Genomic DNA, 14,287 nt, shown 5'->3' with positions numbered 1-14,287 from the left:
GAACGTGACGAGATGGACTCGCACAAATATTCGAACACGTGCCAGGATTGCCCCCATGAAGCAGCACGACTTCCCCGCTGATCTCATCGAGGCGCAGCGCGACTGGTACATCACCTACCGCCTGCTCGCCGACGCTCCCGCCGGTACGCAGACCACCGTGCTCCGGCGCCGCCTGCAAAGGCTCTCCGTCCGGATCTCCACCCATCCCTACTGGGCGTCGCTGCCCGGAACGGCTCCGGCCGCCCGGATGGAGCTCAAGCAACTGACCTGGGCCGCCTCCGAGCAGTCCCCCCGGCCGGCCGTGTGACCTCGGACCACGGGCCGGGCGCGACCGCCCCCCGACCGCCCCGGCTCGCCGCCCCCGGGCTTGTCCCGCCGCCGGGGCATAATGCAGACAGATCTGTCCGAAAGGTGACGGCCATGGCGACTTCCCGGACCACCACGAAGCCGTCGGCGCGTGAGCGACTGCTCGCCGCCGCGGACGAGCTGTTCTACGCCGAGGGCGTGCGGAGCGTCGGCATCGACCGGGTCATCGAGCACGCGGGCGTGGCCAAGGCGTCGCTGTACAACACCTTCGGCGGCAAGGAACAGCTCATCCGGGCCTACCTCGACAGCCGTCACGCGGGCATCACCCAGCGGATCACCGACGCGGTCGACAGCCGCGACACTCCGCGCGAGCGGCTGCTGGCGGTCTTCGAGGCGCAGGGCGCGCTCTTCGGGGAACCGGACTTCCACGGCTGCGCCTTCGTCCGGGCCGGCGCGGAGGCCGGTCCCGGCAGTCTCGTGGAGGAGGCCGCGGACAACTACCGTGCCTGGCTGCGGGAGTTGTTCACCCGCCTCGCCGGTGAGGCGGGCGCCGCCGACCCGCGGTCGCTGGGCCGCCAGCTCCATCTGCTCTACGACGGCGCCGGGATCTCCGCCCGGATGGACCGCGACCCCTCGGCGGCCGTCGCCGCCCGGGCCGCCGCCTCGGCGCTGATCGCGGCGGGGACCGGTGACGTCGGCGGGACCGGGCCCGCCGTGACGGTGGCGAGTGCGCTCGGCTGACGCCCTCCGTGCGACGGACCCCGCAGCGGACAGGCGTACGGGATCGGTCAGGCCCTAGGAATCCCGGTCGTCCGGCCCGGCGCCGGAGCGCTCGCGCAGGATGCTCTCGACGGCCGCCGGATCGTCCGGGGTGATGAAGGGCCGGACGAATTTCCCGGTGTCCAGGACGAGACCTTCCGTCTTGGACAGCCGCCGCGGATCGAGGCTGGCCCAGTAGCGGGGGTTCGCGGTGCCCCAGATGCGGCCCTGCCCGCTGAACACGCCCATCTTCACGCGGGTGACCGTGCGGATCGACGCGTACGGAATCGTCTTCGTGCCCCAGGGGAAGTAGTAGCCGCGGATCCGGAGCGCGTCAGGTGTGCACTCGATCCAGCCGTCCTGGTAGCTCGTGCTCATGTCCCCGCCCTCTCTCCTCATTCCTCCGCCTCCCCACGGAACGGATGATCAATCCCGTCGCGGTCCGCGCGCGGTACGGCTTCCGATGCCGGTGCCGATGCCGGTTCCGGTTCCGGTTCCGGTGCCGGTGCCGGTGCCGGTGCCGGTGCCGGTGCCGGTCAGCGGGACGCGATGGCGACGAGTTCGGTCAGGGAGTTGATCCGCCAGTCCGCGGCGGCGGCCACGTCGGGGTCGTCGGCCCACAGGTGGCCCCAGGGCCCGCGGCGCAGGTGGGCGACGCGCAGTCCCGCGCGCTTCGCGGGGAAGACGTCGTTGCCGGGGTGGTCGCCGACGTAGAGGATCTCTTCGGGTTCGGCCCCCGCGACCTCGACGACCTTCGCGTAGAAGCCGGGGCTCGGTTTGGCGACGGCCCATTCCGCGGAGGTGGCGACCAGGTCGAGCGGCAGGTCGAGGCCGCGCAGCAGCTCCCCGACCCGGGCGGTCTGGTTGCCGGCGGCGAGCACCTTGATGCCGGCCTCCCGCAGCCGGGCCAGCGCGGGGCGGACGTCCGGGTACAGATCCGTCTCGTCCAGGTGCTCGCCCCGCCCGGCCGCCTCCCTGGCGGCGTAGGCGGCGGGGATGTCGAGGCCGGGGGTGATCAGCCGCAGCGCGTCGCCGTCGTCGCGCCCTTCGGCGACGACCGCTCCCACCAGGGCCGAGACGGTGTGTGACGGGACGCCGAGCCAGTCGGCCCAGCCCGCCCAGTGCCGCGCGTCGGAAATCAGGGTCTCGCCGATGTCGAACACGATCGTGGTAGTCATCGTCGTCACCCTAGGGCAGCCGCCGCGCCGCCCGGCGCGCCACGACCGGTCCTTCACTCCGTCGTGGCGGCCGTCGGCTCACCGGTGGACGCGCGGGGCGGGCGGACGGCGGCCCGTCTCACCTCACACGCGCGCGCTCTTCCCCCGCGGGCGGGGACGGGTGCGGCAGGAGCTGGTCGGCGCGCAGCAGTTGGCCGGGGGTGTGGAGCTGGGCGCGGAGCGCGAAGGTGGCGGGCGCGTCGAGCGGGGCGATGACGGTACGGCCGCCGGGCGCGCGGACGGCGAGCAGCTCCGCCGGGTCGATCTCGTCGGTGTCGAGGAGGTCGGGACTGTGGCTGGTCGCGATGATCTGGCGGCGGTCGCTGGCGTCCCGCAGCGCGGCCAGCAGCGCGCCGGTCGCCGTGGGGTGCAGGGCGGTCTCGGGCTCCTCGACGGCCACCGTGCTGTAGGCGCCGCCCGCGGGGGTGAACAGCGAGGTGAGGACGCCGAGTGCGCGCAGGGTGCCGTCGGAGACGGAGGGCGCGCCGAACCGCCAGGGCGCCTTGGCGCCGGGCACGTCCTGGGTGAACTCCAGGATCTCGCGGCCCCCGCGCGTGCGCCGGGTCACGCCGTGGATGCCCGGCACGATCTGCCGCAGATAGCTCTCGATCCGCGCCTTGTCCTCCCGGCCGCGCGCGCTCCGGCCCAGCCGGTGCAGTACCGCGGCGATGTCGGAGCCGTCGCGCTGGAGGAGTTGACCGGATCCGGGCGTCCGCGGCTCGCGCATGGCCTCCGGGTTGAGGGTGAACACGCCGATGTCGGCGAGGCCGTCGTGGACGTGCTTGAAGGGCTTGCGGGTGGCGAGGTCGGCGAGCAGCAGGCGGTGACGGTCGGCCGCGGGCATACCGGACTCGGTGCTGGAGGTCAGCACCCCGTCGTCCACCCGGTAGGCGGCCTCGGCCGGTGCGGTGCCCGCGCCGTCGCGGGCGGCGGCGGGCCGTACGGTGCAGTGCTCGCGGACGATACGGAAGCCGCCGCCGCGTTCGGCCGCGACCTGGATTCCGTAGCCGCCGTCGCCGTGCGGGCCGCGGAAGTCGAGGTCGACGCTGAAGCGGGTCGGGTGTCCCGCCGACCTGCGGCGGACCTGCGCGACGCCGCCGCGCCGGTCGAGTGCTTCGTCGAGGGAGGTCCGCAGTCCCTCGGAGACCAGGCGCAGGGCGTCGAGGAAGTTGCTCTTCCCCGAGCCGTTGGGCCCGATCAGGAAGACGAGCGGGCCGAGCGCCACGTCGGCTTCCGGGATGCTGCGGTACTGCCGCAGCCGGACACGGGTCAGCGAGAAGGAGGTGTCCTGCATGCGGCCAGTCTGTCAGCCGCGCCGCCGGGATCCGCGCCGACCGGGCGGGTCGCGCGGTGGCGTGGCGCGGCGGAGGCGCGATCCGGCCATGAAGCGGCGCGTTCCGGGCAGGAGCGGGCCAGGGCCGGACGGGCCCTGGGAGCCGCGCGGGCGTGGGTGGTACGGCCGCGGACGTTCACCGAAGGGATCACCGCGTGATCGTGGATTGCGCCATCTACCGGGACGGTCGTCGCGAGAAGACGCCGGACGACCTGTCCGACGCGCTCGCCGAGGCCCGCGCGTCGGGGAACTGCTTCGTCTGGATCGGCATGCACGAGCCGACGACGAGCGAGTTCGACCGGGTCGCCACCGAGTTCGACCTGCATCCGCTGGCCGTCGAGGACGCGCTCAAGGCCCGTCAGCGGCCGAAGATGGAAGCGTACGACGGGGCGCTGTTCACGGTCGTGCGGCCGTTGCGCTACGACGACGAGAAGAGCCGCGTCACGGCCGACGAGCTGATGATCTTCATCGGCGACTCCTTCGTGGTGACGGTGCGGCACGGGCACGCGAAGACGGCCGCCGACGCCCGTTCCCGTTTGGAGAAGTCCCCCGAGGTGCTGCGGCACGGTCCGGTGGCCGTGCTCTACGCGATCTGCGACGCGGTCGTGGACGACTATCTGGACATCGCCGCGGAGCTGCAAGTGGATCTGGAGGAGTTGGAGGAGCAGGTCTTCTCCCCCACCGGCGGCGACTCCTCGCGGGTGGCGGGCGTCATCTACTCCTTCAAGCGCCAGGTGCTGGAATTCCGCCGGGCCATCAGTCCGCTCTCGGAGCCGATGGCCCGGCTGGCCGGCGGCAACGCGCCCTTCGTGGACGCGCGCACCAAGCCGTTCTTCCGCGATGTCGCCGACCACCTGGCGCGCGTCAACGAGGCGGAGGAAGGGCTCGACCGGCTGCTGTCCGACATCCTGGCGGCGCATCTGACGCAGGTGGGTGTGCGGCAGAACGACGACATGCGCAAGATCTCCGCGTGGGCGGCCATGGCGGCGGCCCCGACGATGATCGCCGGGATCTACGGCATGAACTTCGACCACATGCCGGAGCTGCGCCAGGTCTGGGGCTATCCGGCGGTGCTCGGCCTGATGGCGTCGGTGGTGACCTTCCTGTACTTCCTGTTCAAGCGGCGCGGCTGGCTCTGAGCCGGTGCGGGTCGGGCGGTCCCGTTCACTCCTTGATTTCGCAGATGACGGCGCCGGAGGAGACGGAGGTGCCGACTTCGGCCTTGAGGCCGATGACGGTGCCCGACCGGTGGGCGTTCAGGGGCTGTTCCATCTTCATGGCCTCCAGGACCACGATCAGATCACCCGCGGTGACCTGCTGGCCCTCCTCGACCGCGACCTTCACGATGGTGCCCTGCATCGGCGAGGGCAGCGCGTCACCCGAGACCGCCGCACCCGCCTTCGCCGCCGTCCGCCGCTTGGGCTTGGCACCCCCCGCGGCCGCCGTCCGCGCCAGCGTCATCCCCAGCGACGCGGGCAGGGACACCTCCAGACGCTTCCCGCCGACCTCCACCACCACGGTCTCCCGGCCCGGCGCGTCGTCCTCGTCCACGACCGCACCCGCGAACGGCGGGATCGTGTTGTCGAACTCCGTCTCGATCCACCGCGTGTGCACCGTGAACGGACTCCCGTCGGCGGGTGCGAACGCCGGGTCGGTGACGACCGCACGGTGGAAGGAGATCGCGGTCGCCATCCCCTCCACCGTGAACTCGCCCAGCGCCCGCGCCGCACGCTGCAACGCCTGCTCACGCGTGGCACCGGTCACGATCAGCTTGGCCAGCAGCGAATCCCACGCCGGACCGATCACACTGCCGGACTCCACACCCGCGTCCAGCCGCACCCCCGGACCCGTCGGCGCGTCGAAACGCGTCACCGTGCCCGGCGCGGGCAGGAAACCCCGCCCCGGATCCTCACCGTTGATCCGGAACTCCACCGAATGCCCCCGCAGCACCGGGTCGTCATACCCCAGCGCCTCACCGTCGGCGATCCGGAACATCTCCCGCACCAGATCGATCCCCGAGACCTCCTCGGTCACCGGGTGCTCCACCTGCAGCCGGGTGTTGACCTCCAGGAACGAGATCGTGCCGTCCTGGCCCACCAGGAACTCACATGTGCCCGCACCCACATACCCCGCCTCACGCAGGATCGCCTTCGACGCACTGTAGAGCTGGTCGACCTGCGCCTGCGACAAGTACGGGGCAGGGGCCTCCTCCACCAGCTTCTGATGACGCCGCTGCAACGAGCAGTCACGCGTGGAGACCACCACCACATTGCCGTGCGTGTCGGCCAGGCACTGCGTCTCCACATGCCGCGGACGGTCCAGGTAGCGCTCCACGAAGCACTCCCCGCGGCCGAACGCCGCGACCGCCTCACGCACCGCGGAGTCGTACAGCTCCGGCACCTCCTCCAGCGTCCGGGCCACCTTCAGACCCCGCCCGCCACCGCCGAACGCCGCCTTGATCGCGATCGGCAGCCCGTGCTCCTCAGCGAACGCCACCACCTCATCCGACCCCGACACCGGATCAGCGGTCCCCGCGACCAGCGGCGCACCCGCACGCTGCGCGATATGCCGCGCCGCGACCTTGTCACCCAGATCCCGGATCGCCTGCGGCGGCGGACCGATCCACGTCAGACCCGCGTCCAGGACCGCCTGCGCGAACTCCGCGTTCTCCGACAGGAATCCGTACCCCGGATGCACCGCGTCCGCACCCGACTCCGCCGCGGCGGCCAGCACCCTGGCGACATCCAGATAACTGGTCGCCGGAGTGTCACCGCCCAGCGCGTACGCCTCATCCGCCACCCGGACATGCACCGCGTCCCGGTCCGGATCGGCATACACCGCCACACTCGCGATCCCCGCATCCCGGCAGGCACGGGCAACGCGGACAGCAATTTCACCGCGGTTCGCGATGAGCACCTTGCGCACGATGGCTCCCTTGGCTCATTTGGCTGGTTCGGCTTCCCCGACTCCGGCGGCTTCCCGGCTCCGACGCCCCGCGGCGGTCAGGGGGCCGCGCGGCGGACGGCCGCGCTCACGGCGTCCAGCCGCCGCTCCGGCCGCCGCGCCGCCACTGGCCGGGGCCGCGGTCCGGGGCGGGGACCGTGCCCCGCCGCCACGATCGCCGCGAAGGCGACCGCCGCGCCGGGGGCACGTCACCGAGCGCGGCGCCGGCGCCCGCCCACACCGCGAGCAGCGCGGCCAGCTCCTCGGCGGTGGGCTCGCCCCGCACCACCCGGATGTCGGGGTCGCGCGCGCCGCTCACAGCGGGATGTTCCCGTGCTTGCGCGGCAGCCGCGTCACCCGCTTGTCGGCGAGCGCGCGTAGTGCCTGGGCCACCTGCCCGCGGGTCTCGTGCGGCATGATCACCGCGTCCACGTAGCCCCGCTCGGCGGCGACGTACGGGTTGCACAGCGCCTGTTCGTACTCGGCGCGCAGCCGGTCGCGCTCGGCGGCCGGGTCCTCGGCCTGCTCGACGGCGCGGCGGTGCAGGACGGTGACCGCGCTCTCGCCGCCCATGACGGCGATCTCGGCGGTGGGCCAGGCGAGGTTGACGTCGGTGCCGAGGTGCTTGGAGCCCATGACGCCGTACCCGCCGCCGTATGCCTTGCGGGTGACGACCGTGACCATGGGGACGGTGGCCTCGGCGTAGGCGTAGATCAGCTTGGCGCCGCGCCGGATGATGCCGCCGCGTTCCTGCTCCAGGCCCGGCAGGAAGCCGGGGACGTCCACGAAGGTGAGGACGGGGATGTGGAAGGCGTCGCAGGTGCGGATGAAGCGGGCGGCCTTCTCGCTGGCGTCGATGTCGAGCGCCCCGGCCATGTGCGAGGGCTGGTTGGCGACCACGCCGACACTGCGGCCCTCCACCCGGCCGAAACCGCAGATGATGTTGCGGGCGAACAGTTCCTGCGTTTCGAGGAGCTCGCCGTCGTCGAGGACGGTGTGGATCACCTGGTGCATGTCGTAGGGCCGGTTGGCCTCGTCGGGGATCAGCTCGTCGAGCGCGAGGTCGGCGGCGGTGAACTCCTCCGCGGCGCGCACCTCGTAGTCGGGCGCGTCGTCCATGTTGTTCGACGGGAGGTAGCCGAGGAGCAGGCGGACGTACTCGAACGCCTCCTTCTCGTCGCGCGCGAGGTGGTGGGCGTTGCCCGAGACGGCGTTGTGGCTGTAGCCGCCGCCCAGTTCCTCGCGATCGATCTGGTGGCCGGTCACCGTCTTCAGCACGTCGGGCCCGGTGACGAACATGTGGGAGATGCCCTCGACCATGACGATGAAGTCGGTGATCGCCGGGGCGTAGACGGCGCCGCCCGCGCAGGGGCCGGTCATCAGGGAGATCTGCGGGATGACACCGGACGCCTGGACGTGCCGCTTGACCAGTTCGGCGTAGAGGGCGAGGGAGACCACGCCCTCCTGGATGCGGGCGCCGCCCGAGTCGTTGATGCCGATGATCGGGCAGCCGGTGCGCAGCGCCAGGTCCATCACCTTGAGGATCTTCTCGCCGTAGACCTCGCCGAGGCTGCCGCCGAAGACGGTGAAGTCCTGGGCGAACAGGCAGACCCGGCGGCCGTCGATCGTGGCGTATCCGGTGATCACGCCGTCGCCGAGCGGACGCTGGCGGTCCATGCCGAAGTCGTGGCAGCGGTGCCTGGCCATGGCGTCCAGCTCGACGAAGCTGCCCGGGTCGACCAGGGCGTCGATGCGTTCGCGGGCGGTGAGCTTGCCCTTGTCGTGCTGGCGCGCGACGGCTGGTGCGTCGGTCGCCAGCCGCGCCGACTCGGCCCGCCTGCGGGTGAGTTCGGACAGCCGCTCGGCGGTGGTTCCTCTTCCTGGGCTTGCGGACACGGTGTCTCCTCGGTGCGTCATGACCTGGCCGTGCGGGCGTCGCGGGGCCCGGACGTCAGCCGCTTCGTACGACGGCGTCGGCCAGCGATCCGTCCGTGTAGAGCTGTCGGCAGGCGCGGCGTCGCACCTTGCCGCTGGAGGTCTTGGGCAGAGTGCCGCGCCGCACCAGCAGTACGTCGTCCGCCTCCAGCCGATGATTGTCCCAGACCGCCTCACGTACAAGCCTGTGCAGCCGTTCCGTACCGGTCTCGCGCAGGGTCCGCCCGTCGGCCTCCACGACGACGACCAGTTTCTCGGTGCTGCCGTCGTCCACGGAGAAGGCCGCCGCGCAGTTGGGGCGCAGGCCGGGGGCGGCGGTCTCGGCGGACAGTTCGATGTCCTGCGGGTAGTGGTTGCGGCCCGCGCGGATGACGAGGTCCTTGAGCCGCCCGTTGATGTACAGGGTGCCGTCGTGGAGGAAGCCGAGGTCGCCGGTGCGCAGGTATTCGTGGCTGTCGTCGGCGGCGGGGGCGGTGCGGGCCCAGAAGGTCTCCTTGCTCGCCTCCGGGCGGCCCCAGTAGCCGGCCGCGACGCAGGGCCCGTTGATCCAGATCTCGCCGACGCGGCCGTCGGGCAGCGGGTTCAGGGTCGCGGGGTCGACGATCCTGATCCGGGTCCCGGGCTCCGGCGCGCCGCAGCCGACGATCGGCACGGCGCCGGGCGCGTCCGCGTCGACCTGTCGGACCACGCCGTCCCGCAGAGCGTCGTCGGAGACCCACAGGGCGGCGGGTTCCCGGTCGACACGGTCGCCGGTGGCCTTCAGGGTGTTCTCGGCGAGCCCGTAGCCGGGGCACATCGCGCGCGGGTCGAAGCGCGCGGGGGCGAAGGCGGCGGCGAAGTTCTCGATGGTCCGCCAGCGCACCGGTTCCGCCCCGTTGCCCGCGACCTGCCAACTGGACAGGTCGAGGCCGGGGCCGATCCGGCCCTCCGCGGCGGCTGACACGCACAGGTCGTACGCGAAGCCGGGCGCGGCGGCGTGCGTGCCGCGGAACCGCGAGATCGCCTCCAGCCAGCGGGCCGGGCGGCGGATGAACGCCTCGGGTGTCATCAGATAGGAGGTCGGGCCCGCCCACAGCGGCAGCACGATGCCGAACAGCATGCCCATGTCGTGGAAGAGCGGCAGCCAGGACACCACGGTGGCGCCGGGGCCGCAGGGCCACAGGTCGTCGGTCTCCCGCGCGTTGGCCATGAAGTTGGCGTGGGTGACCATCACGCCCTTGGGGTCGCCGGTCGACCCCGAGGTGTACTGGAGCAGCGCGGTGTCGCCCGGTCCCGGCAGCGTGCCGTGCCACTGCTCCGGGTCCGCGCCCCCGGCGGCGTCCTCGGGCAGTTCGTCGGTGGGGATCAGCGTCAGGCCGGTCAGCTCCGGGCGGTCGCCGAACCGCTCCCGCAGCTCGCGTGCCACGGCGGCCGTGGTGAGGACGGCGTGGGTGTCCGCGTCGTCGGCGATGCCGCGCAGCCGCTGGAGTCCGCTGACCCGGCTGGGCACCTGGACCGGCGCCGCGGCGATGCCCGCGTACATGCAGCCGAGCAGGGCGCGGACGAAATCGAATCCTGAGGGGTAGAGCAGTACGGCGTTGCGGCCGGCGAGTCCCGCCGCTATGAGCGCGGCGGCGTGCCGCCGGGCGTCGGCGTCGAGGGCGCCGTAGGTCAGCGGGTCCTGCGGCTCCTCGCCGTCGTGCAGGAAGACGAAGGCGGTGTCGTCCGGCCGTGTCGCGGCGCGCAGCCGCAGCGCGTCCACCAGGGTGCGCACCTCGGGCAGGGTGCGCAGGTCGAGCGGCGCGGAGGGGTCGGGGTACGGGGGCACGGCCTCGGCGACGGGCTGTCGCGTCAGGTCGATGCTCATGGTCAGCGCTCCTTGTCGAGCCGGGCGAGCCGTCCGCGGTAGAAGGTGAGCGGGCCGTCGTCCTCCAGCGTGCCGAGCGAGGTGACGGCGCCGACCACGATCCGGTGGTCACCGCCGTGGTACTCGTCGGCGACCTTGCACTCCAGGTAGCCGATGGCGTCGCGCAGGATGGGCGCGCCGGCGCTGCCGCTGAGGCAGTCCAGCCCGTCGAAGCGGGTCGGTCCCGGTGCGGCGAAGCCCATGGCGACCGGGCCCTGTGCCGCGCCGAGGATGCTCACGGCGAAGGTCCCGGTGGCGCGGACGGCGGCCAGCAGCCGGGAGTCGTGCCGCAGGCAGAACAGCACCAGGGGCGGTTCCAGCGAGACGGAGGTGAAGGAGTTGACGGTGGCGCCGACCCATTGCCCGTCGATCACGCTGGTGACGACGGTGATGCCGGTGGTGAAGTGCCCGCACACCTGGCGCATGGCGGACGGCTCCGGCGGCAGGGCCTGGGCGGGGAACCTCTTGGTTCCGGTGTCTGCTTCCATGTCCACGATCCCCAGGTGGGCGAGTCTGCGTCGGATGTCCTGTTCCTGGTCAGTCGTCATGGCCGAGGTCTTTTCCGCCGCCGCGCGCGCCGTAGGGCCGCACCAGGCGCAGCACTCCCGGTGGTGCTTCCTTGCGCGCCCACAGCAGGGTGCGCACCCGTTGCGGGGTGGTGAGGACGTACTCGCGGTCGGTGGGGTCGCCGAAGCCGTAGATCGGCGGCACCATCGCTTCGTTCCGCAGGCGGACGAAGATCCGGTCGGCGCTCTGGCGGGCGGTGGCGCGGCCCTCAGCGGTGTCGCGGCAGGCGGCGAGGGTGAAGTCGAGCAGCTCGCGGTATTCCGGCAGCGTCTCGTGGCAGACACCGGTGGCGGGGTCGGCGCGCAGCGAGGTGAGGGCGGCCTCGGCGGCGCCCGACGCCATCGTCTTGGCGCTCCGCTTGAGGGAGAGCGCGTCGAACATGGTGCCCAGCAGCCAGACCCTGGCCGTCGCGCTCCACAGCGCGGGGTGCGAGCTGGCGGTCAACGCGGCGTCCACCAGGCGGTCCTGACGGTCCGCCATGCCGTGCTGCAATCGCTCCAGATAGCGGAAGCGGCCCGCCGACCAGTCGTCGTCCCTGGCCGCGGCGAGGATGTCGGAGGCCGCGGAGTAGACGAGTTGGGCGGAGGTGTAGAGGTCGCGGCCGAGGACCGGGTCGCCGCCGAGCGCGGAGCCGTCGAGCAGCAGCATGCGGTCGCCCACGGTGCGCGAGGCGTGCCACTGGCCGGAGTCGGCCGTCCAGCAGAACATCGGCTGGGCGTCGGCGAGTTGGGCGGCGACGGCCGGGTGGCGGGCGGCGCGGGCGAGGATCTCCTCCCAGCCGTCGGTCCCCTGCCGGGGGAAGCGGGCGGCGTCCAGCGACAGGGTGACGGTGGCGAGCGCGGAGCCGGCCGGCGTACCCGAGCCGTTGCGGAAGTGGCCCACCTGTATCCAGCCGCCGTCGAAGACGTGGTGCAAGGTGCCCTGCGACCAGGGGTGCGAACCCTTGAGGACCGGCGCGACCCGCTCGTACGGCCGTACGCCGACGGCGTGCGCGCCGATCACCCGCGTGCCGGTGCCCCCGGAGACCCGCTCCGCGCCGAGCGCGCGGGCCACGGCCGAGTCGGGGCCGCCGGTGTCGACCACGAAGCGGGTGCGTATCTCCTCGCCCGAGGTCAGGGTCAGGCGTACCCGGTCGTCCTCGGCGACGGCCTTGTCGACCCGGACCCGCTGCCGTACCCGGGCGCCGTACCCGACGGCCGCGGCGAGCATCCAGGCGTCCAGGTCGGGCCGGTAGAAGCGGCTCTCGCCGTGCTCCGAGGGGATGTTGAACTGGAGGGAGTCGGCCCGCCGGTGCCCGGCGCCCTCGTGGTGGTGCACGAAGCCGAGGGTGCGCTGCACGCCGCAGTTGTACGACAGTTCGCGCCCGACCCGTCCCGCGTCGGCGAGCAGCGCGATCTCCGGCACCCGGAAGCGCTCGGCGATCACCTCGTAGAGGAACGAGGTGCACGGCAGCGTCATCTCACCCGGCTCGCTGCCGGACGTGTCGTGCTCGCCGAGCAGCAGGACGCGCAGGCCGTGCCGGGCGAGGATCACGGCCAGCGAGGTGGCCGTGATCCCGGTGCCCAGGACGGTGACGTCCGGGTCACGCTGGTCGTCTCCGATGTGGTCGGGGTCGGTTCTCATGGTGCCCATCACCTGTTCGGGTCGGATACGGATGGGTCAGCCGCCGTGCGCGACGCGTTCCATGGCGAAGCCGCGCATGGCGTGGGTCACCGTGCCCGCGATGTCGGCGGGTGCCTTGGTCCGGGCCCAGGCGACGGTGCGCGCCATGCGCGCGGGGGTCGCGTGGAAGAAGTGGTTGCCCGGCTTGTCGAGGTTGAGCGGCGGCGGGATGAAGTCGGCGGCGGAGAGCTGCGCGAACAGCCGCCGGGTCGCCTCCTGCGGTGTGATGGTGCCGTTCTCCACCTGCTCGCTGACGGCGGTGGTGTGGCGCAGCAGTTCGTTGCAGCCGTCGTGGGTGGGGAAGGGCGAGCCGAGGTACTTGGAGTGCTCCATCTCGCGCAGCGGGCCGGTGTCGCCGCCGCGGCGCAGCCGGTCGTAGACGCCTTCGAGGTGGAAGGTGCCGAGCACGGTGGAGATCGCCCAGGTCCTGAAGACCGCGTTCCACATCTCGTAGTCGCGGAAGGCGATGAAGGAGCTGTTGACCAGGTCGTCGTTGGCGCTGAGCAGGCCCTGCTCCAACTGCTCGACGAAGGCGAAGCGTTCGCGGGAGAAGTCGTCGTCGCGGATCGCGTCGAGCAGCCGGTAGCCCAGGACGTTGACGACTTCGAGGGTGTTGGTCAGGCCGCGGGAGTAGAGCGCGTCGATGAATCCGGCGGCGTGCGCGGTGATGCAGAAGCGGTCGCCGACGGTGCTGGTGGTCGAGTACTGCAACCGGCCGGTGGAGACCCACTCGCGGACCGGGCGGGCGTTCTTGAACTGCGGTGCGATGTCGGGGAACCGGCTGAGGAATTCGTCGAATTCCTGCTGCGGCGGGCCGTCGGGCCGCGGGTGGCGGCGCGGGTCCAGGGTGAGGCCGACGCTGCACAGCCGGTTGGTGCCGCCCTTGTTGTTGTCGAAGGGGATCACCCACAGCCAGCCGCCGTCGAAGACGTGGTGCAAGGTGCCCTGGTGCCACGGGCTGGGGTTGCCGTACTGCGACGGGTTGCGCATGACGTCGTCGTACGGGGTGACGCCCACCATGTGCGTGAACAGCGAGCGCGAGTGGTGTTTGAAGCGCGTGGGCTGTTCGCGCAGGCCGAAGTGCTCGGCGACCGGGGAGCGGTGGCCGCTGGCGTCGACCACGTAGCGGGCCTGGAAGGTCTCGCCGCGGTCGGTGGTCAAGGTGACGCCCGAGCCGTCGATGTCGACGTCCTGGATCCGGGTCTGCTGCCGCAGGACCGCGCCGTAGGAGGCGGCGGTGTACGCCATGTAGGCGTCGATGTCCTGCCGGTAGAAGTGGTTCTCGGTGTGCAGCATCTTCGGGATGACGAACTGGTTGACCTCGTCGGGCCGTTGGGTCTGGCCCTCGCGCTGGTAGACGAAACCGAAGTTGCGCTTGACGCCGCAGGCCCCGGTCACGTGCTTGCGTACGCTCTGGAAGCTGGCGAGGTGGGCGATCTCCGGCACGTCGTAGCGGGCGCTGACGACCTTCATCAGCACCGAGGTGTAGGGGATGGTGGACTCCCCGATGGCGAACCGCGGGTGGGTGCCGGCGTCCAGCAGCAGCACCTTGGCGCCGTTGCGGGCGAGTACGGCGCCCAGGATCGAACCGGCGATGCCTGCGCCGAGAATGGCTACGTCGTGGCGGGTGTTCATCTGCGACCTCCTGGGATACGGCGGTGTGTCCTGGGGCTTCGGCCG

13 protein-coding genes are annotated in these 14,287 nt (G+C 72.1%); 3 read left to right on the top strand and 10 right to left on the bottom strand.

What is annotated here, in order from left to right:
• The first annotated feature begins 55 nt into the window (after positions 1-55).
• Both ACIO6U_RS19335 and ACIO6U_RS19330 read left to right on the top strand, forming a co-directional pair.
• Positions 56-307, top strand: a complete 252-nt coding sequence (locus ACIO6U_RS19335; RefSeq protein ID WP_355347625.1) for a hypothetical protein — start codon at positions 56-58, stop codon at positions 305-307.
• Between the two features lie 113 nt (positions 308-420).
• Entirely contained in the window at positions 421-1,047 is a 627-nt protein-coding gene (locus ACIO6U_RS19330) for a TetR/AcrR family transcriptional regulator (protein ID WP_401720573.1), read from the top strand.
• Between the two features lie 54 nt (positions 1,048-1,101).
• Here ACIO6U_RS19330 and ACIO6U_RS19325 read toward each other — a convergent pair whose 3' ends face one another.
• The 3 genes from ACIO6U_RS19325 to ACIO6U_RS19315 all read right to left on the bottom strand — a co-directional run bounded on the left by ACIO6U_RS19325 (position 1,102) and on the right by ACIO6U_RS19315 (position 3,576).
• Entirely contained in the window at positions 1,102-1,443 is a 342-nt protein-coding gene (locus ACIO6U_RS19325; protein WP_355347631.1) for a hypothetical protein, read from the bottom strand.
• A gap of 158 nt (positions 1,444-1,601) precedes the next feature.
• Entirely contained in the window at positions 1,602-2,243 is a 642-nt protein-coding gene (locus ACIO6U_RS19320; RefSeq protein ID WP_355347634.1) for an HAD-IIIA family hydrolase, read from the bottom strand.
• Between the two features lie 118 nt (positions 2,244-2,361).
• Positions 2,362-3,576, bottom strand: coding sequence for an AAA family ATPase (locus ACIO6U_RS19315; protein ID WP_401720568.1), 1,215 nt, complete (start codon positions 3,574-3,576; stop codon positions 2,362-2,364).
• 194 nt (positions 3,577-3,770) lie between these two features.
• Here ACIO6U_RS19315 and corA point away from each other — a divergent pair, with 194 nt between their 5' ends.
• The gene (gene corA / locus ACIO6U_RS19310; RefSeq protein ID WP_355347640.1) at positions 3,771-4,754 is read left to right on the top strand and encodes a magnesium/cobalt transporter CorA; all 984 of its coding nucleotides are present in this window, start codon (positions 3,771-3,773) and stop codon (positions 4,752-4,754) included.
• 25 nt (positions 4,755-4,779) lie between these two features.
• On the opposite strand, the gene ACIO6U_RS19305 is transcribed toward corA, so the two are convergent.
• From ACIO6U_RS19305 to ACIO6U_RS19275, 7 genes are all read right to left on the bottom strand, one after another.
• Positions 4,780-6,540, bottom strand: a complete 1,761-nt coding sequence (locus ACIO6U_RS19305) for an acetyl/propionyl/methylcrotonyl-CoA carboxylase subunit alpha (protein WP_401720565.1) — start codon at positions 6,538-6,540, stop codon at positions 4,780-4,782.
• 106 nt (positions 6,541-6,646) lie between these two features.
• Positions 6,647-6,877, bottom strand: coding sequence for an acyl-CoA carboxylase subunit epsilon (locus tag ACIO6U_RS19300; RefSeq protein WP_401720562.1), 231 nt, complete (start codon positions 6,875-6,877; stop codon positions 6,647-6,649).
• Complete coding sequence (locus tag ACIO6U_RS19295; protein WP_391047674.1) at positions 6,874-8,475, bottom strand: carboxyl transferase domain-containing protein; 1,602 nt, start codon at positions 8,473-8,475, stop codon at positions 6,874-6,876. The genes ACIO6U_RS19300 and ACIO6U_RS19295 overlap by 4 nt, the downstream gene beginning before the upstream one ends.
• A 34-nt stretch (positions 8,476-8,509) precedes the next feature.
• Positions 8,510-10,339, bottom strand: a complete 1,830-nt coding sequence (locus ACIO6U_RS19290; protein WP_401720559.1) for a fatty acyl-AMP ligase — start codon at positions 10,337-10,339, stop codon at positions 8,510-8,512.
• A gap of 2 nt (positions 10,340-10,341) precedes the next feature.
• Positions 10,342-10,926 (bottom strand): flavin reductase, encoded by a 585-nt coding sequence (locus ACIO6U_RS19285; protein WP_391047680.1) that lies wholly within the window; start codon positions 10,924-10,926, stop codon positions 10,342-10,344.
• Positions 10,916-12,568: an NAD(P)/FAD-dependent oxidoreductase gene (locus ACIO6U_RS19280; protein ID WP_391047682.1), complete on the bottom strand. Its 1,653-nt coding sequence runs from the start codon at positions 12,566-12,568 to the stop codon at positions 10,916-10,918. The genes ACIO6U_RS19285 and ACIO6U_RS19280 overlap by 11 nt, the downstream gene beginning before the upstream one ends.
• Before the next feature lie 36 nt (positions 12,569-12,604).
• The gene (locus ACIO6U_RS19275) at positions 12,605-14,242 is read right to left on the bottom strand and encodes an NAD(P)/FAD-dependent oxidoreductase (RefSeq protein WP_401720556.1); all 1,638 of its coding nucleotides are present in this window, start codon (positions 14,240-14,242) and stop codon (positions 12,605-12,607) included.
• Positions 14,243-14,287 lie beyond the last annotated feature (45 nt).

The organism is Streptomyces sp. NPDC087422, from assembly GCF_044744145.1.
GTDB lineage: Bacteria > Actinomycetota > Actinomycetes > Streptomycetales > Streptomycetaceae > Actinacidiphila.
This window is presented reverse-complemented; position numbering and strand designations above follow the sequence as displayed.

Coding starts and splice junctions, on each gene's coding strand:
- ACIO6U_RS19290 (WP_401720559.1), bottom strand. CDS start 10,339: ATGAGCATCGACCTGACGCGACAGCCCGTCGCCGAGGCCGTGCCCCCG.
- ACIO6U_RS19275 (WP_401720556.1), bottom strand. CDS start 14,242: ATGAACACCCGCCACGACGTAGCCATTCTCGGCGCAGGCATCGCCGGT.
- ACIO6U_RS19280 (WP_391047682.1), bottom strand. CDS start 12,568: ATGAGAACCGACCCCGACCACATCGGAGACGACCAGCGTGACCCGGAC.
- ACIO6U_RS19330 (WP_401720573.1), top strand. CDS start 421: ATGGCGACTTCCCGGACCACCACGAAGCCGTCGGCGCGTGAGCGACTG.
- ACIO6U_RS19335 (WP_355347625.1), top strand. CDS start 56: ATGAAGCAGCACGACTTCCCCGCTGATCTCATCGAGGCGCAGCGCGAC.
- ACIO6U_RS19325 (WP_355347631.1), bottom strand. CDS start 1,443: ATGAGCACGAGCTACCAGGACGGCTGGATCGAGTGCACACCTGACGCG.
- ACIO6U_RS19320 (WP_355347634.1), bottom strand. CDS start 2,243: ATGACTACCACGATCGTGTTCGACATCGGCGAGACCCTGATTTCCGAC.
- ACIO6U_RS19295 (WP_391047674.1), bottom strand. CDS start 8,475: ATGACGCACCGAGGAGACACCGTGTCCGCAAGCCCAGGAAGAGGAACC.
- ACIO6U_RS19315 (WP_401720568.1), bottom strand. CDS start 3,576: ATGCAGGACACCTCCTTCTCGCTGACCCGTGTCCGGCTGCGGCAGTAC.
- ACIO6U_RS19285 (WP_391047680.1), bottom strand. CDS start 10,926: ATGACGACTGACCAGGAACAGGACATCCGACGCAGACTCGCCCACCTG.